This is a genomic window from Terrimicrobium sacchariphilum (assembly GCF_001613545.1).
Classification (GTDB): domain Bacteria; phylum Verrucomicrobiota; class Verrucomicrobiia; order Chthoniobacterales; family Terrimicrobiaceae; genus Terrimicrobium; species Terrimicrobium sacchariphilum.
This window is the reverse complement of the sequence record NZ_BDCO01000002.1, coordinates 2,603,297-2,618,997: the sequence shown is the minus strand read 5'-3', so window position 1 is coordinate 2,618,997 and position 15,701 is coordinate 2,603,297. Positions and strand designations below refer to the sequence as shown.

Below are 15,701 nucleotides of genomic sequence, written 5' to 3'. Positions count from 1 at the left end.
CGATTGCCGCAGGCATGCTTTTCTTTACGTTAACCGAACGCCCACCGGGCGTATGGTGCAAACGATTTGACGAAATCTTGCCTGCCCTGAGAGCCCGATCAGGGCATACCCCTAGCTCCTCCGCTCGACCGGTCCCGCTGGCTACTCAACAGTAGCGACGAGTTTTCCTTCCGACTCCGTGAGGATGATTCTTTGGGCGCCAGCGAGCTTCACATCGTCAAAAGCCACAGAAAGCCCATCGGCATCGACTATGTTGATGTCCCAGGTCGGCGAGGTCTCTTTGTCCGAAAACCGGATTTTCAGCGTATCTCTGGGGTCAAGCTTCCTCCCGTCGGCCAAAAGGTTGCCATGCCATGATTTTTCGGCAGAGGAGGAGATGTAGATGGCTTCAAAGTCCCGACTCGTCTTATTGACAAGATCAAAGTCGAGATCGGAAGCCATTCCAGCGGAAGCCAGCCCTGCGGCCAGGATGAGGATCAGAAAAGCTTTCATTTCTTTTTCTTTTTTTTCTTTTCCGTCTTGGTCGTCTTGTCTTTGTAAACAACGTTGCCGTATTGGTCCCGGATCGTGACTTTCTTGGTGACCTTGTCGCCCTTTTTCACCGTCTCCTTTGTCTCGTAGTAGACGGGTTTTTTCCCATACGAGGATTTTGACTGGTTGTAGTAGGGATCGAAGGTTTTGGCTTTTCCCTTGTTCACCACGATCACCGGTGGATTATCGAACAGGAAAAACTGGGCCGGAGCGGAACCCGCCCCTAGAACGAGGAAGATCGCCGACAACAAAGCGAGTGTTCTCATATCGTCATGAATGGCGTGGAAAGGACCCGTCATAACCCGGCATCATGGCCGGGATTGCTCGACTGCCACGGAAATCGTCTGCCCGATGCGCAAAGGGACCGGAGTCGCTCCCTGCACATCGATACGGACCGGGAACCGATTGGGAAGACGCACCCAGTCAATCGTCTGGCTCACCTGCGGGAGCAAATCCACCGTCGCACCATCGGAGAGGTAAATACCCCACGCGAGACTATTGACTACGCCTTGGAACGGCTGGGACTCGTGCCCCATCATGGTCAGGCGGACTTTTGCACCCTCCACGAGATGCTTTAGCTGGGTTTCCTTGAAATAGGCGGCAATCCAAAATGAGCTGCCATCGACCAGCGCAAGAAGTTGCTCTCCGGCATTCACGTATGTGCCGACGCTGGTATTGACGTTGGTCAAATATCCATCGACAGGCGCGAAGACCTTGGTATAGCCGAGATTGAGCTGAGCGGTTTCCAGATTGGCCTGGGCTGCGGCCACATCGGCGTCTGCGGCTAGAGCATCATCCTGGGTATCCTGGAATGTCTGCAGGTCGATAACCTTTGTCTCATAAAGCTCCGTCTGCCTCTGGAGCGTCTGCTGGGCTTTGATCTGCGAAGCCTGAGCCTGTTTGAGATTCGCCAATGCATTATCCAATGCCGCCTGGAATGTCGCGGGATCGATCTCAAACAACAGATCCCCTCTTTTGACTGTCTGGTTGTCTCGGATGGGGATCTGAATGATCGGCCCGGAGACACGGGGAGCGATACCCACGACATTGGCTCGTACCTGGGCATCCCGAGTCCAAGGCTTGTTCACATAACGCACGTACATCAGGATGCTGGCTCCGATGGCCAGCACGACGACGGCTGTTGTAATAAGGTAATTGCGTACAGCGCTATTCATTACGGGGCGAAAATCAGGCCGAGCAAGCTTCCAAAAAGCACCGACAAAGCGACAAAAAAGAGGGGCAGATGCCAGATGTTCCGGGTCAACTCGAGGCGCTCGAGCAGTTGCACCACAAAAAACGCGAGCAGAAAACCGAGAGCGGAGACCACCATTCCCCAAGGAAAGAGAAAATCACCGATCGCTATCTCTGCGTTGTGGAGGCTCGGTAGCACGTTGCTTTTCTTTCATGCCAATGGCGCTATGGCAAGTGCGCGGTAGACTTCATCGCGACATTGACACGAGCGCCATCGCAAGGCTCTAGTCTCTGCCGGATGGCCAACCTCGCGACTCCCCGACCGACAGCTCCCGCTCCAGTCGCGGCAGAAAGCTGGATCGACTGGGAAGCTTGCAAATACGGCATAAAGTTCGGACTAGCTGGCACGCTGGCATTTTTCATCGCCCTCTATATCAGGCTGGATAACCCCACCTGGGCGGTCATCACTACCTTCGTTCTGATGATCGCCCAATATGTTGGGGCTGTCGCAGAGAAGGCGCTCTTTCGTTTCATTGGCACGATCGTCGGCGGCCTCATGGGGTATTTACTGACGGGCAGTCTGGAACAGAATCCCGTCATCTATCTCCTGCTGCTCGGTTCGATCGTGGGGAGCTGTACGGCCATGATGGGACAAAGCCGATACCCCTACGCGTTCATGCTCGCGGGCCTGACAACGGCGGTCGTTGCAGGCAATGGTTTTGGGAACCCCGACTCCTCATGGAAATACATGCTGTGGCGTATCGAGGAGGTCTCACTTGGCATCATTGTCACCGTACTTGTTCAAAGCACACTTTGGCCAAGGTTTGCCCGCACCGAGTTTCTGGCGAATGTACAAAAAGCCTTTCGTGATCTGCACCAGTGCTTTTGCAACAGCTCACGCATACTCCTTGAGGGGCAAAATCCGTCTGCCCTGGCCCGCATCCGGGTTTTTCCAGAGCGCATCACCGCTTTGCGTACCCTGCTGGAGTTTGGTTCAAAAGAAAGCTCGGCCTTTCGCAAACGACTGCCGATCTACTTTGATGTTACGACCTGCCTGAGCCGCATTGGCAACGCCATCGCGACTCTTTCCCACACGCTTCCGGCGGATTCCAAATACAGGCCATGCCTTGCCGAGCCGTTGGAGGAACTGCATCATGCGATCGGCACTGCGCTGGAAGACCTCGGGCACCCCAGTACCACGGTGGAAAGTCGGAGCAAATCTCGAGAAGCCATCCATCTTGCGTTGAAACACTTTGAGGAAGCTGTCCAGAGACTCCGCCATGACATCGCCCTCAAGAACGTCACCGTGGAGGAGGCACTGGAAGTCGGCCTCCACGGACTCGCCATGGATTCTGTCCGTGCTCAGCTGGAGCACATTCACCAGTTGGTGGACAGCATTCCCGAGAAACCGGTATTCTCCCGACAGGAAATCGACGCCCTGCTTCCCCCTCTCCCACCGCCATTCTGGATCAAAGCAGGGGTCAAGTCTGCGGTGGCTACCATCCTCGCGATGGTCATTTCCAACTGGCTGAATCCTCCAGGCCAGTCGATGTTCATTCTCGGAGCGTGGGTCTTCACGGCGTTCAACGCCGCCAGCCCGGGCGGTCGTGGCGACATGCGAGCCTTTCACTATGTGATCTACGCGACAGCGAGCATGGCGATCCTGTGTATCCTTCTGCTTTTTGCCACGCCGATGATGGCGAGCTATGAGGTGACAAACACCCTGCTCTTTGCGGCGCTGTTTCTCTGGGGATACCTTACTTACAAAACCCGCGGAATGACGATTCCCATGCAGTTCGGGCTTTTGAGTATCGTTGGCGTGCTCGGACTGAATGCTCAGAAGCCCGTGCAGTTTCAATCCATCGCCGACCTGTTTTTTGGCATCGTGCTGGCACTTCTCCTTTCTGCGGTGATCCAACGGCTGTTATGGCCGTCGCTACCGCAGTTTGAAATTCGCGATCGATTCTTCGAGTTTATCAGGTTCTGCCAGAAAATTCTGGCAGAGGGTTCGACGTCGCTTGCGTTGTGGGAGCGCGCCCGCATGACCTTGATCCCATCCGAGATCGCGCAACGATCATCAAATCTCACGCCTCCTCTCGTTCCGCCTGGGGAGCAGGAGAAGGTTTCCGCCTACATGGCGACGCTCCAGTTCTGCGGCAGTCACATGCTCGCCCTTTCGGGGAATCTTTCGCCATTGCTCCCGGCCCAGTTTGTCGAAGAAGCCAGAGAGCAGACCGACCACATCGCGAATCTCTGGAAATCCCACCTCGAGGCTCACACCAAATCTCTCCAAACAGCGATCCCGGCACCCGTAGCGCCCAAGCCACTGGAAGAAGCCATGCAAAAATGGACCAGCTGGGTGACGCGGTTTCGGACCTGGATGCTTGCTAATGACTATCCGATCATCGATGCCTTCCGCATCCTGGGATTTTGTGCTCTGTACATCGAAACAAGCCGGGAAATATCCAATGCCGACAGGCAGCTCGCAGAGCTGAAGCTGAGTTCCTATCTCGGGGATTTCAAGCTCTAGGCTGGAGGCTGAACCCCACCGTTCACCATAGTCCACTCCACCTGCGTGCGGTTTGCAACCACCGCCTCGACGAGGCTTTTCCCCTTGCCATCAAACGGCAGGGCGATGAGATCGGCAAATGCGCCCTCTTTCAATTCCCCAAGCTGACCGGCCAGGCCGATCGCCAAGGCCGGATTAACCGTTACCATGGCCAGCGCGTCCTCCGGACGTACTGAAGGATGCTTCTGCATCAGCATGCGCATTTCCTCAAAAAGATTGAGAGCTTTGTTGCTCGCGAGACTGTCGGTGCCCAAGCAGAGGTTCATTCCGATTTCGCGGAAGCGCTCCAGCGGAAAAAACTCGCGGCCGAAATACTCATGGCACATCGGACAATGCACCACCGAGAAATCCGCATGCCGCTGTGCCAGCAGCCCCCAGTCGTCCTCGGAGACGAAATTCATATGGGTGAGGATGGCCCCAACAGGCAAAGCGCCGGAGTCGAAAAGATGACGGATCGGCGTCACCTTGCCCGTGTCGGACATATCGCGCCCCAGAGGCGCAAGAAAGTCGTAGAGCACCCCGCTGGCTGAGGCAAACATCTCATACTCCTCAATCGTCTCCGCCAGATGCGTCATTAGGGGCATCGCGTATTTTTCACAGCACACACGGGAGAGTTCATACAAGCCCAGCGAGGTGGTGTAAGGGGCATGCGGGGAAAGACCAAAGCCGCCAAGCCATTGCGGGCGGCTCTCGAAAAAGGCGAGAGCACCCGCTACCACATCGTCGGTATGAACGCGCGAGCGTATGTCGAGCAGTTCATAAAACCACCACGTCCGCAAAGGTGGAGCCGGCATGCGCACCATGAGTTCGGGGAAGGACTCGATATTGTATACCGATGTAGTTCCCCATTTTTTCAGCTCGGAAAATCCAAAGGCTATCGCATCGAGGTAGTCGTCGTCCGAAACCGTACGCTTCAACTCATTAAGGCGGCGCACCCAATTGGAAAAGCTGCTCGGCTGGAGGATCGCGTTGCGCATGCCCGAGTAATCGAGATGGCAATGGGCATTGATCAGGCCCGGCATGAGTACTCGCTCACCGAGATCCTCTGCGTCATCGCAGCGCAAATCCTTCCACTCGCCGACAGCCACAATGCGCCCCTGATGAATCTGCACCGCGCCGTCCTCGATCGGCGGCTGCGAAATGGGCAAAACAAATCTGGCACGGAGAGTCCTCACCGGAAAAAACAAAGCAGGAATTCCCAGCATGCAAAGCCAGAAGGTGTCCCATTGACTTCCTCTCGCCCGATGTCTAGCGTGTCGGCATGAAATCATCGAAATCCGCCAACGCTTTCGCCGTTCGTGGTTCGATGAAATCCGCGCGGCCGTTTGCCGCCAAATAACCGGATTTCTGCCTCTCTAGCAGAAATCCATTCTTTCTCCGTCTCCTCGCGATGTCTCTCCTTACCCGCTCCCTGCAAGAAAACCGCCGCACCCTGGCGCTGGCCTTCCCGATCGCCGCCGGCAATGCGGGCCAGATGCTCATGGGCGTGGCAGATACTGTCATGGTGGGTCAGGTCGGAGTGGTTGCCCTCGCCGCCTGCGCTTTTGCCAATACCGTCCTGGCCGTACCCCTCGTCTTTGGATTTGGCTTCCTCTCCGGTGTGAGCGTCCGCACCTCGCACGCTTTCGGGGCTGACAAGCCTGATTCCGCCGGGCAAGCGCTCAAGTGGGGAGCCGTGCTCGCTCTGGCCACGGGTATCCTCGTTGCCCTGCTCATCCAATGCGGCGTTCCGCTATTGCCGCTGCTCGGCCAAAGCCCCGAGGTCAACCGGGCTTGCGTAACATTTCTGCTTCTTTGTGCGTGGTCTGTCATCCCGGTCTACCTGACCAGTGCAGCCAAGAGCTACGCAGAAGCGTTGGGACATCCCTGGGAACCGTTTTGGATCATGATGGGCGGTGTACTGCTCAACATCTTTCTCAACTGGGTCTTCATCTATGGCAATCTGGGCGCTCCTGCTCTCGGTCTCGAGGGTGCTGGCGTGGCAACCCTCATATCTCGCATCGTGACCATGCTCGGCGTTGTAACGTTCATCTTGTCCTCGCAGGAGTTTGCCCGTTATCGCCCCCACAATCCCTTCGATTTTCGCGACCGGGCAGAGATCCGCTCCCTCATCAAGATCGGTCTGCCTGCGGGTACCATGCACCTGGCGGAAGTAGGGGGATTTTCGTTTGGCTCGGTCATGATGGGCTGGGCGGGTGTGGTTCCGCTTGCCGCCCACCAAATCGCCATCACCTGCGCAGCCACGGTATTCATGATCCCCTTGGGCGTTTCGCAAGCTGTCGCCGTGCGTATCGGCCAGGCTCGAGGAGCCAAGGCATCGGAGCGTTTTCTCCCGATCGCGATTGGCGCCCAGTCGGTGGTCGTGTCGCTGATGTTTCTTTCGACACTCGTTTTTGTCCTCGGCGGGCATTGGATTGCACGGGCCTTTGTCAGCGACCCGGCGGTGGTTGCTTTGACGACCAAGCTTCTTTTGCTCGCAGGCATTTTTCAGATCGTCGATGGCATTCAGATCGTCTGCTCGGGAGCTTTGCGGGGATTTGAGGATACACGGGTACCGATGTTTATCGGCATTTTCTCCTATTGGGCTGTAGCGTTGCCCATTTCCTATTTCCTCGCGTTTCACACGGGGATTGGCCCCGCCGGGGTATGGATCGGATTTGTCGTGGGTCTATGGGTCGCAGCGGTTTCCCTGGTCTGGCGTCTCTGGCTGCGCATAGCGACCGCATCGAGAACATCCAAATAAAGTTTTGCCACCCGTACGTAGCACGAGCTACGTACCGTCAGGAAAACCATGTCGTCGTCTGTCCCCATCCCCGTCTCCATCGCCAGCGTGGGATGTGTCAGCCCGTTGGGCTTCGGCATGCCGGAAACGAGTTCCTCGCTGCTCGCCGGCACTTCGGGCATCACTCCTGTCCGGCTGTTTTCTGTCGATGGCTGCCAGTGCCGTACCGCAGGGCAAGTCGACGAGCGTCTGGCTGATGCCGCCTCCGCGATTGCTCCCCGATCACGGCGCTGGTCGCGGGCTGCGCAAATGGTGCTGGTCGCGATGGAGGACGCTCTAAAGGGCTGCCCCGGCTTCCGCCCGGATGTGGTCGTGATCGGCACGACCAGCGGCGGGATGTCGTTGGGCGAAGAGTTTTTCCGGGCTCTGGCCTCTGGAAAAAACGTCGCACACGCCACGCGGAAAGTGCGAAACTACGTTCCCCATCAGCCCATCATCCAGTCGCTTGAGGTCTTCGGAAGCGATGCCCCGGTGCGAATCATTTCCAATGCCTGCGCATCCGGTTCGAATGCCCTCGGGATCGCCCGCCAGTTGATCCGGGATGGGATGGCCACGAGTGTCCTTGCCGGCGGTTACGATGCGATAGCCGAGCTGGTATTTGCTGGGTTCGACTGCCTGAAAGCATCCACCCCGGAAATTTGCCGCCCGTTTGATGCCCGGCGTTCCGGTCTCGCCCTTGGCGAGGGGGCCGCCATGTTTTGCCTCCGGTCGGGTGCTGGAGAGTTGCAGATTACCGGTTACGGCAGTGCCATCGACACTCACCACCTTACGCAACCGCATCCCTCGGGGCGTGGTCCAGAGCAGGCCATGGTCGCAGCGCTGCAGGACGCCCAACTCCCGCCCGGTAGCATCGACTACATCAACGCCCACGGCACTGGTACCCCGCTCAACGATTCCAGCGAAGGCAGGGCGATCCAGAACGTCTGCCCGTCTGCACCGACCAGCAGCACAAAAAGCATGACCGGACACTCTCTCGGCGCTGCCGGAGCCATCGAGGCCGCGTTTTCCGTGGCGGCATTGAGATCCCAGTTTCTTCCACCAAACATCAATTTCCGCGAGGGGGACCCGGATATCGCACTGAACATTGTGGCGAACACCTCCCGGGCAGCGCGACTCCGAAACGTCCTCTCCAACTCCTTTGGATTTGGAGGGTCGAACGCCTCAATCATCCTAAGTTTGACATGAGTCTACGCATTATTGGCTCTGGATGGGTCACCCCTGTCGGCCGTACCCAAGCCGAGGTGATTTCCCGTGTGAAAGAAAATCTTCCGGCTATCCCGACCCAGCCGGAAGGATATGAAACTCCGGTTCTCCCCATCGACGCTTCGCTCATAACGGATGTTTCGGGCCTTCCCCGCCTCCGTCGTTCCAGCGTCATTTCTCATTTTGCCGTTGCAGCTGCCCTGGATGCCCTGGCAGGCCTTTCCCTCCGGGAAGACGAACTCGCGAGCCTGCCCATCTTGTTTCTTGCCGGGGACGGCAGCGTGGTCTACACGCGCCGCTTTTATCAGGATATCGTCACTCGCGGCCCTGGGTCGGGAAGCCCGCTTCTGTTCCCCGAGACGGTGTATAACGCACCTGCAAGTCACGTGGCTGCCGCCCTCGGACTAAAAGATGAGGCGCTCACCTTCGTGGGAGATGGTGCCGCCGCCCTCGCTGCTCTGGACTCCGTCCGAGCACTTGTGCATTCCCGGGAGCAAAAGCGCTGTCTGGTTATCGCTGCACAAGAACTCGATCGCATCAACGCCAGTGCCTATCTGCGCTGGGGTCTCTCCCGGGATCTTCTTCCCTCGGAGGGAGCCGGAGCTTTGTTGTTGGACAGCTCGGTTGAAGACCGAGGCATCGTGTTCACTCATGGCGGGTATTCCTTCGGCTCTAATCCAGACGCCCTCTCCAAACTGACTCGAATACTACAGAGCATCCCACCCAAATGTGTTCCGCATGCCTGCATTTCTTCCATGGCAGGAAGCAACGTGGCAGCCGTGGAACGGGAGGCCATTAAAAAGGTCTTCCCGGAGATTTCCTTCGTTTCGTCGGGTCCGTTTTTTGGGGAATCACTGGCTGCAAGCACCATGCAACAGGTAATTCTTGCTCATCATCTGGTTGCATGCGGGGAGTATGGCAGAGTGCTGGTTGCAAGCGCTGGTTACCATGGCCAAGTTTGCGCCACGGTTTTGGCGTAACTTTCTGGACCTCCGCATATTTTTGACGTGGGGACATGCGCGGATGAGCTTGAATTTTGCGAGGAATCCCGTTATGCCGGGTTCATCGTTCTGACGTGCGTCCGCCCTGCCGAAACCTCTAACCGCAAAGCCATTGTCTTCCCGCTTGTGCTCGCTTTTCCATGAATATCGAAACCATCTCCTTTAATAAGTGGAAAAACTCCCTGAGGCTTGCGAATGAGGACATCGAACTTGTCGTCACCACCGACATTGGGCCGCGCGTCATCCTTTTCAAAAGTCACCAGCACGACAACGTCTTCAAGGTCTTCGAAGAGCAACTTGGAGGACAAAATGAGACCGAGTGGATGATCCGCGGCGGCCATCGCCTCTGGCTCGCTCCTGAGGATCCCAAGGGCGAGTATCACATCGACAACGAACCCGTGCTCTCCCGACAGGATCTGGCCACCGGAGAGGTCCTCATCGAGAGCGTGCAACAGACGCCCCAGCGCGTAAAAAAGACCCTCGGGTTGCTCGTGCATGATAATGCCCCTCGCGCCACGGTTCGCCACATCATTACGAACGAAGATCGTGAGCCTGTTTTTGCCGCTCCCTGGGCCCTGAGTGTGATGCAACCCGGCGGCCTGCAAATCATTCCGCAACCTCCGTTGGGTTCGCATCCGAAAGATCTTCTCCCCAATCGCGGGATGGTCCTTTGGCCCTACACGGATCTTTCGGATGCTCGGTTGACGTTTGGTCAAAAGTTCTGGCTGCTTCGCCAGGCCGAGGACTATCTCCCGACAAAGCTGGGCTTGGCCCACCGGGAACACTGGATCGCCTACGTCCTTCCGGATTCCATCTTCATCAAGATCTTCGAGTATGAGACCGGCGCCCAGTACCCGGACGGAGGCTGTAACTTCGAAACATTCACAAACTCCGAGATGATGGAGATTGAATCTCTCGGCGCGCTCAAGACCCTGGCACCCGGGGAATCCGCAGTGCATGTTGAGGACTGGTATGTATTTCCTCTCACCCAGGAAATGCGCATCGAGTCAGAAGATTCCCTGGCTGAGTGGATGGAAGGTTTCCTTAAGCAGACCCATCTCCGATGATCCGTATCCTTCTCCTCGCGCTCACCGCTGCCGTGATTTTCACCGGCTGCGAAACTGTCGATCCGGATGCCAGCGCCCGCTCCGCAGCCAATGCAGCGATCCTGCAGGAGGCGCCCGGCAACTACTTCGTCGGTCGTCGCATGTACAAAAAGGACTATAAGGTCTGGGGCTGGGTTCGCGAACCAGGCAAGCCTTGGAAATCCGCGAAGCTCGTCATGTTCAACGAGCAGCGCAAGCTTGCTCCAGATCGCGAGCGCAACCAGATCGGTTCAGATAACAACTACGAGTACAAGCTGACCGGGTACTTCTCCGGTGAGACGGTCTATGAACCGGCCAGCGACGGATTTTACCCGGAGTTCGTGCTATTGGGATACGAGGTAAAGGACGTTGGCCCAGCCAATATCTACTCTACCAAACGCCAGAACGATCCAGCGGTGCGCATCCTTGCCCCGCCGCTTTAAGTTCGCGTGACGCTACAGCGGGACGTCGTCGTTCTCGGTGGAGGAGCCGCCGGCCTCATGTGTGCCTTGGTGGCGGGCCAGCGAGGGCGGTCGGTCACTCTTCTCGAACACAATGACCGGGTTGGCAAAAAGATCGCTATTTCCGGAGGAGGGCGATGCAACTTTACTAACCTCGGCGCGGGCCCTGGCAATTACCTCTCCGGGAATCCTGATTTTTGTCGCTCGGCCCTCGCCCGATTCACTCCATGGGATTTTCTCGCTCTCGTTGAGAAGCACGGCATCCGCTATCATGAGAAAAAGCTCGGGCAGCAGTTTTGCGACACTAGCTCACGGGAGATTATCGAACTCCTCCTCGCGGAATGCGCCGATGGTGGTGTAGAGATCGTGACCAATGCGAGAGTGCGGTCCGTCCAGCACCCCGGACGTTTCACAGTGGAAACAACCGAGGGGACATATACTTGCGACTCACTCGTCGTTGCGACCGGCGGGTTATCCTTTCCGAAGCTCGGTGCCACAAGCTTCGGGCATGACATTGCCCGGCAGTTTGGCCTGGACTTGGTAGTTCCCCGCCCCGGCCTCGTTCCCCTCACCTGGCCATCGACGGAGCTTACACGCTGGAAATCTCTTGCAGGTCTATCACTTCCCGTCACCGCGAAGATCGGAGCGACGACCTTCCATGAGTCCATGCTCTTCACCCATCGCGGACTCAGCGGTCCGGTCATTCTGCAAATCTCATCCTTCTGGAAGCCCGGTCAACCGATCTCCTTTGATCTGCTGCCGGATCATCCCGGAGAGAGATGGCTAGGTGAATCTCGACAGTCAGGTGAAACGATCAGGCAGGTGCTCTCCCGTCTCTGGCCGCAACGATTCGCCGAGGAGTGGATACAGCACTACGCGGCGGATAAACCATTGCGTCACTACCGCAACCAGGAAATCGCAGCCATAACGCAAAGCATTCATTCCTGGAGTCCGAACGTAGAGGGCACCGAAGGATATCCCAAGGCCGAGGTGACCCTGGGAGGGGTGAATACCAGCGAGCTTTCCTCCAAGACAATGGAAAGCCGCAAAGTGGCAGGTCTTTACTTCATCGGTGAGGTGGTCGACGTCACAGGCTGGCTCGGTGGGTATAACTTTCAGTGGGCCTGGGCCAGCGGAAATGCCGCTGGCCAAGTCGTCTAGCGAAGCGATTTTTCTTGGTACATCCTGACTCTTCCCAAATGCATAGATGGCAATGAGCAAAGAACGGAAGCGCCATACGGTGCAACAAGTCTACTTCATTGGTCTACTACTTGCGGCCGGGCTTTTCGCCATGCACACGTGGATCATGTTTGAGATGGGCTGGGTTCTAGTCCACCATGCGGGAAATATCACCCGCGGGGAGGAAGCTCATATTGCCGGGCCGTTGATCATTCTGACCGCTTTCTTCATCCTCTTCATCACCCATCTCGCCGAGGCAGGCGCATGGGCTCTGCTGTTTTGGAGAATGAAGGAATTCCCAACCTTCAGCGAAAGTCTCTACTTTACAGGCACATCCATCACCGCGCTGGGATATGGAGATATTGTTCTACGCCCGCCATGGCGGGTGTTGGGGCCGATCATGGCCATCAACGGCCTGCTGATGTTCGGGTGCTCGACCGCTTTTCTCTTCCTGATCATCCAAAGGATATGGGCGACCCTCTAGCTGTCAGGCCATGATTGACTTGGCGACCTCTTCGGCCTTTTCGGGACCGCAAAGCTCCCGGAGAAGCTCGAGTCCAAAGTCCAGTGCGGTCCCCGCGCCCCGCGAAGTAATCACCCCGCCGTCGGTCACCACCCGGCCCTCCCGGGCTCCGGATAGTTCTTCCCTGACCGAAAAGTGCGCAGTGAAAGCCTTTCCAGCCAGCAGCCCGGCATCATGCAGGATCGTGGGTGCCGCACAGATCGCGGTCACGGTCTTTCCCTCAGCGGCAAAAGTCCGCGCCAGAGCCGCCGGCCTGCCATCCTCCCGCATTCCTTTCACGCCTGGCCCTCCGGGCAGAAACAGTAAATCAAAGTCGCGGCCATTCACCTGAGATAACAAGACATCAGCCTGTAGGATGATGCCGCTCCGGCCTGTCACCGAAAGGGTCTCCCCCAGAGCCGCTAAAGTGACTTCGACGTCCGCCCGCCGCAGCAGATCGATCGGGGTCACGGCCTCAATCTCCTCAAAGCCGGGGGACAAAAGGCAAAGAACGCGCTTGCTCATAAACGATATCAGGCGTCGATCGCGTGCTGCGCGAGTTCCTCCCTGGAGACGAACTCCAGAGCAGACGTATGGGTGGACTCCAGCACAACCGGCGGAGCCATTCCCGCATCGTAAGCCTCCTTCCAACGCTCCACACAAAGACACCACTTGTCGCCGGGCTGCAGTCCCTGGAACGCCATATCAGGCCGGGGGGTGCTCAGGTCATTGCCCATCGCCTTGCTGAATTTGAGAAACTCCTCTGTCATCACAGCACACACGGTATGCAACCCATAATCGCCCGGACCCGTACGACAATATCCGTCGCGATAAAATCCGGTCATAGGTGAGGTACAGCAACACTGCAAATCGCTACCCAGAACGTTCGTCGGCATGGCGACACCATAGCCCAACTCGCCGTGCGCGCAGTTGAAAAAGCAGCCAAGGACTGATTTGTTTGGAGTCATGATCACCACGACCCTCGGCAATTCGGATCTCTCCATCACCCGGTTTGGCCTCGGCGCCTGGGCCATTGGCGGAGACTGGAAGTTTGGTTGGAGCACGCAGGACGACACCGACTCAATTTCTGCGATCCACCAGGCCTTGGAACTCGGGATCAACTGGATCGATACCGCCGCTGTCTACGGTCTGGGACATTCCGAGGAAATCGTGGCCCGCGCCCTCGCCTCATGGAGTGGAGCGCAGCCCTATGTCTTTACCAAGTGTGGCATGGTGTGGAACGAAAGCCGGGACGTCGACTACTCGACCCGACGCGAATCCATCCGCCGGGAGTGCGAAGCCAGTCTACGCCGGCTGAAGGTGGAGGTCATCGATCTTTATCAAATCCACTGGCCTGCCGACGATCTCGAGGAGACGCTGGAGGGTTGGGCCGCGCTCAATGAACTGAAGCAGGAAGGCAAAATTCGATGGGCAGGAGTATCAAACTTCAGCCGGGATGAACTGGCGGCCGCCTCGGAAATCGCTCGCATCACCTCGCTCCAACCTCCGTACTCGCTCGTGAAACGCGCCGTGGAAGGAAGTGAACTCCCCTTTTGCCACCAGCATCAGATTGGAGCCATCGTGTATTCTCCCATGGGTTCGGGATTACTCACGGGGGCCATGACTCGCGAACGAGCAGCAGCCTTGCCGGAAAACGATTGGCGACACAAGAATCCGGAGTTTCAGGAGCCAAAGCTCTCGAGCAATCTCGCTCTCGCCGAACGCGTGAAAAAGGTGGCGGCGGATCACAACGTCCCCCCGGGTGCGGTGGCTGCAGCGTGGACACTCCATAACCCGGCGGTCACCGGCGCAATCATTGGTGTACGAAGCGGCAAACAGGCGGCAGAACTCTTCTCCCATGCCGATTTCGTCCTGACTCCTGAAGAATCTGCCTTTCTCACCTCATGAGGCGCTTGCGGGTTCTTTTTACCCCGTTCGGAAGCGAGGGCGACGTCAACCCGTTGATCTGGATCGCTGAGGGGATGGCCGCTCGAGGGCACGAAGTTGTCTTCATCATCACCCCCCATTACCAGCGACTCATTGACAAAAAGGGTTTCACCGCTGTCCCCATCGGCACCGAGGAGCAATTCCTCGCCTTTGCTCGCAATCCCAAGGCGTGGGATCCTCGCAATGGTCCGCGTACCGTTATCAAGGGAATGGTGGACACGATTCCCGAGGCGGTGGCGGCCTTCGACCGCGCAGGTGATCAGTTCGATCTCGCTATTCTCTCCACTCTGGGGGTGGCGATCGCCTCACTCGCAGAAGCTAAAGGCATTCCTCGGATCATGGTCCATATGCAGCCGATCTGTGTTCGCAGTATCCATGACTTCCCGCTCTTCATGACCAGTATGGGCTTCCTCCAGCACACTCCGCTTTGGTTCAAGCGAGCGTTCTTCTGGTTGGTGGATCGGCTGATCTGGGTCGTGGCTGAACGTCCCCTCAACCGCCTCCGCTCCCAACTTGGTCTCCAGCGGTGGCGGAGTTTTTATGACGAAGGCCTCCATGGAGGCCTTGGGGGTATCGCAATGTTTCCTGATTGGTTCGCCGCTCCTCAGTCCGATTGGCCGCAAGGAGTCCGAACGTCCAATTTTCCCGTCACGTTTAAAACGCAGCCTTTACCTCCCGAATTGGACAGTTTTCTGTCCAGAGGAGAGCCTCCCATCATCTGGACGCATGGTTCAGCAAATTTTGATATCGAGCACTTTCAACGCTGCGCAATTCGAGCCACCCACGAAATAGGCCGTCGCTGCCTCTTGGTCAGCCTGGATCGCCCCACGATCGCACTGCCTCCCGGGACTTTCCATTATCCTCACGTTCCTTTTGAGAACATTTTTCCGAAATGTCTCGCTGCGGTCCATCATGGCGGGATCGGGACAACTTCCAAGGCTGTCGCCGCGGGAATTCCCCAGCTCATCATCCCCAAGTCTCATGACCAGCCAGACAACGCGCAGCGAATTAGCCGATTGGGACTCGGCAAAATGCTGGCCTATAGACACCTCGATACCCCTCGTCTCGCCGCAACACTTCAAGAACTGATCAGCTCCGACAAAATCCGCGCCACTTGCCAGTCCTACAGTGGATGCGTCGGAGGAGAGGCAGCCCGGAGTGAGTTGATCGACTGGATCGAGGAGCGAGTCTATCAGCGCCGCTCGCTTTGATCGCGTAATTGCGAACATGCGCACGCGGATTTCTTGAAT

17 protein-coding genes are annotated in these 15,701 nt (G+C 57.3%); 10 read left to right on the top strand and 7 right to left on the bottom strand.

The annotated features are described in order from the left end of the window. Window positions 1–141: 141 nt before the first annotated feature. Genes TSACC_RS12240 through TSACC_RS22740 form a run of 4 tightly spaced genes read right to left on the bottom strand, consistent with a single transcriptional unit; the run spans window position 142 to window position 1,921 of the window. Window positions 142–492 carry a hypothetical protein gene (locus tag TSACC_RS12240; RefSeq protein ID WP_075079556.1) on the bottom strand — a complete coding sequence of 117 codons (351 nt, stop codon included), beginning with the start codon at window positions 490–492 and terminating at the stop codon, window positions 142–144. Next, window positions 489–797 (bottom strand): hypothetical protein, encoded by a 309-nt coding sequence (locus tag TSACC_RS12235; protein WP_153811407.1) that lies wholly within the window; start codon window positions 795–797, stop codon window positions 489–491. The genes TSACC_RS12240 and TSACC_RS12235 overlap by 4 nt, the downstream gene beginning before the upstream one ends. Before the next feature lie 42 nt (window positions 798–839). Beyond that, on the bottom strand, window positions 840–1,706 hold the full coding sequence (locus TSACC_RS12230; RefSeq protein WP_075079554.1) for an HlyD family secretion protein: 867 nt from the start codon (window positions 1,704–1,706) through the stop codon (window positions 840–842). Further along, window positions 1,706–1,921 (bottom strand): DUF1656 domain-containing protein, encoded by a 216-nt coding sequence (locus tag TSACC_RS22740; RefSeq protein ID WP_075079553.1) that lies wholly within the window; start codon window positions 1,919–1,921, stop codon window positions 1,706–1,708. The genes TSACC_RS12230 and TSACC_RS22740 overlap by 1 nt, the downstream gene beginning before the upstream one ends. Window positions 1,922–2,020: 99 nt before the next feature. Here TSACC_RS22740 and TSACC_RS12220 point away from each other — a divergent pair, with 99 nt between their 5' ends. After that, on the top strand, window positions 2,021–4,252 hold the full coding sequence (locus TSACC_RS12220; RefSeq protein ID WP_075079552.1) for an FUSC family protein: 2,232 nt from the start codon (window positions 2,021–2,023) through the stop codon (window positions 4,250–4,252). On the opposite strand, the gene TSACC_RS12215 is transcribed toward TSACC_RS12220, so the two are convergent. Then, on the bottom strand, window positions 4,249–5,439 hold the full coding sequence (locus TSACC_RS12215; RefSeq protein WP_237763959.1) for an amidohydrolase family protein: 1,191 nt from the start codon (window positions 5,437–5,439) through the stop codon (window positions 4,249–4,251). The genes TSACC_RS12220 and TSACC_RS12215 overlap by 4 nt on opposite strands. A 242-nt stretch (window positions 5,440–5,681) precedes the next feature. Between TSACC_RS12215 and TSACC_RS12210 the strand changes: the two genes are divergently transcribed. From TSACC_RS12210 to TSACC_RS12180, 7 genes are all read left to right on the top strand, one after another. Then, window positions 5,682–7,034: an MATE family efflux transporter gene (locus tag TSACC_RS12210; RefSeq protein ID WP_075079550.1), complete on the top strand. Its 1,353-nt coding sequence runs from the start codon at window positions 5,682–5,684 to the stop codon at window positions 7,032–7,034. 48 nt (window positions 7,035–7,082) lie between these two features. After that, window positions 7,083–8,258 (top strand): beta-ketoacyl-[acyl-carrier-protein] synthase family protein, encoded by a 1,176-nt coding sequence (locus TSACC_RS12205; RefSeq protein ID WP_075079549.1) that lies wholly within the window; start codon window positions 7,083–7,085, stop codon window positions 8,256–8,258. Further along, a complete protein-coding gene (locus TSACC_RS12200) occupies window positions 8,255–9,256 on the top strand; it encodes a beta-ketoacyl-[acyl-carrier-protein] synthase family protein (RefSeq protein ID WP_075079548.1) in 1,002 nt (333 codons plus the stop codon). Before TSACC_RS12205 ends, TSACC_RS12200 begins: the two co-directional genes overlap by 4 nt. A gap of 161 nt (window positions 9,257–9,417) precedes the next feature. Then, complete coding sequence (locus TSACC_RS12195) at window positions 9,418–10,344, top strand: hypothetical protein (protein WP_084400425.1); 927 nt, start codon at window positions 9,418–9,420, stop codon at window positions 10,342–10,344. Beyond that, window positions 10,341–10,805 carry a hypothetical protein gene (locus TSACC_RS12190; RefSeq protein ID WP_075079547.1) on the top strand — a complete coding sequence of 155 codons (465 nt, stop codon included), beginning with the start codon at window positions 10,341–10,343 and terminating at the stop codon, window positions 10,803–10,805. Before TSACC_RS12195 ends, TSACC_RS12190 begins: the two co-directional genes overlap by 4 nt. Window positions 10,806–10,862: 57 nt before the next feature. After that, a complete protein-coding gene (locus TSACC_RS12185) occupies window positions 10,863–11,984 on the top strand; it encodes a BaiN/RdsA family NAD(P)/FAD-dependent oxidoreductase (protein WP_101927841.1) in 1,122 nt (373 codons plus the stop codon). 52 nt (window positions 11,985–12,036) lie between these two features. Beyond that, the gene (locus TSACC_RS12180) at window positions 12,037–12,486 is read left to right on the top strand and encodes a potassium channel family protein (protein ID WP_075080718.1); all 450 of its coding nucleotides are present in this window, start codon (window positions 12,037–12,039) and stop codon (window positions 12,484–12,486) included. Between the two features lie 3 nt (window positions 12,487–12,489). On the opposite strand, the gene TSACC_RS12175 is transcribed toward TSACC_RS12180, so the two are convergent. Both TSACC_RS12175 and TSACC_RS12170 read right to left on the bottom strand, forming a co-directional pair. Continuing rightward, window positions 12,490–13,029: a DJ-1 family glyoxalase III gene (locus TSACC_RS12175; RefSeq protein WP_075079545.1), complete on the bottom strand. Its 540-nt coding sequence runs from the start codon at window positions 13,027–13,029 to the stop codon at window positions 12,490–12,492. Between the two features lie 8 nt (window positions 13,030–13,037). Further along, a complete protein-coding gene (locus tag TSACC_RS12170) occupies window positions 13,038–13,400 on the bottom strand; it encodes a DUF2237 family protein (protein ID WP_075080717.1) in 363 nt (120 codons plus the stop codon). A gap of 70 nt (window positions 13,401–13,470) precedes the next feature. Here TSACC_RS12170 and TSACC_RS12165 point away from each other — a divergent pair, with 70 nt between their 5' ends. Together TSACC_RS12165 and TSACC_RS12160 are read left to right on the top strand one after the other, a co-directional pair. Next, a complete protein-coding gene (locus tag TSACC_RS12165; protein WP_075079544.1) occupies window positions 13,471–14,412 on the top strand; it encodes an aldo/keto reductase in 942 nt (313 codons plus the stop codon). Next, window positions 14,409–15,662 (top strand): glycosyltransferase, encoded by a 1,254-nt coding sequence (locus TSACC_RS12160; protein WP_075079543.1) that lies wholly within the window; start codon window positions 14,409–14,411, stop codon window positions 15,660–15,662. Before TSACC_RS12165 ends, TSACC_RS12160 begins: the two co-directional genes overlap by 4 nt. Window positions 15,663–15,701: the final 39 nt, after the last annotated feature.

Bases quoted from the DNA above. Each gene is read 5' to 3' on its own strand.
- TSACC_RS12165 (WP_075079544.1), top strand. From the start codon at position 13,471: ATGATCACCACGACCCTCGGCAATTCGGATCTCTCCATCACCCGGTTT.
- TSACC_RS12160 (WP_075079543.1), top strand. From the start codon at position 14,409: ATGAGGCGCTTGCGGGTTCTTTTTACCCCGTTCGGAAGCGAGGGCGAC.
- TSACC_RS12175 (WP_075079545.1), bottom strand. From the start codon at position 13,029: ATGAGCAAGCGCGTTCTTTGCCTTTTGTCCCCCGGCTTTGAGGAGATT.
- TSACC_RS12205 (WP_075079549.1), top strand. From the start codon at position 7,083: ATGTCGTCGTCTGTCCCCATCCCCGTCTCCATCGCCAGCGTGGGATGT.
- TSACC_RS12195 (WP_084400425.1), top strand. From the start codon at position 9,418: ATGAATATCGAAACCATCTCCTTTAATAAGTGGAAAAACTCCCTGAGG.
- TSACC_RS12220 (WP_075079552.1), top strand. From the start codon at position 2,021: ATGGCCAACCTCGCGACTCCCCGACCGACAGCTCCCGCTCCAGTCGCG.
- TSACC_RS12200 (WP_075079548.1), top strand. From the start codon at position 8,255: ATGAGTCTACGCATTATTGGCTCTGGATGGGTCACCCCTGTCGGCCGT.
- TSACC_RS12170 (WP_075080717.1), bottom strand. From the start codon at position 13,400: ATGCCGACGAACGTTCTGGGTAGCGATTTGCAGTGTTGCTGTACCTCA.
- TSACC_RS12240 (WP_075079556.1), bottom strand. From the start codon at position 492: ATGAAAGCTTTTCTGATCCTCATCCTGGCCGCAGGGCTGGCTTCCGCT.
- TSACC_RS12210 (WP_075079550.1), top strand. From the start codon at position 5,682: ATGTCTCTCCTTACCCGCTCCCTGCAAGAAAACCGCCGCACCCTGGCG.
- TSACC_RS12185 (WP_101927841.1), top strand. From the start codon at position 10,863: ATGTGTGCCTTGGTGGCGGGCCAGCGAGGGCGGTCGGTCACTCTTCTC.
- TSACC_RS12180 (WP_075080718.1), top strand. From the start codon at position 12,037: ATGAGCAAAGAACGGAAGCGCCATACGGTGCAACAAGTCTACTTCATT.
- TSACC_RS12235 (WP_153811407.1), bottom strand. From the start codon at position 797: ATGAGAACACTCGCTTTGTTGTCGGCGATCTTCCTCGTTCTAGGGGCG.
- TSACC_RS12190 (WP_075079547.1), top strand. From the start codon at position 10,341: ATGATCCGTATCCTTCTCCTCGCGCTCACCGCTGCCGTGATTTTCACC.
- TSACC_RS12230 (WP_075079554.1), bottom strand. From the start codon at position 1,706: ATGAATAGCGCTGTACGCAATTACCTTATTACAACAGCCGTCGTCGTG.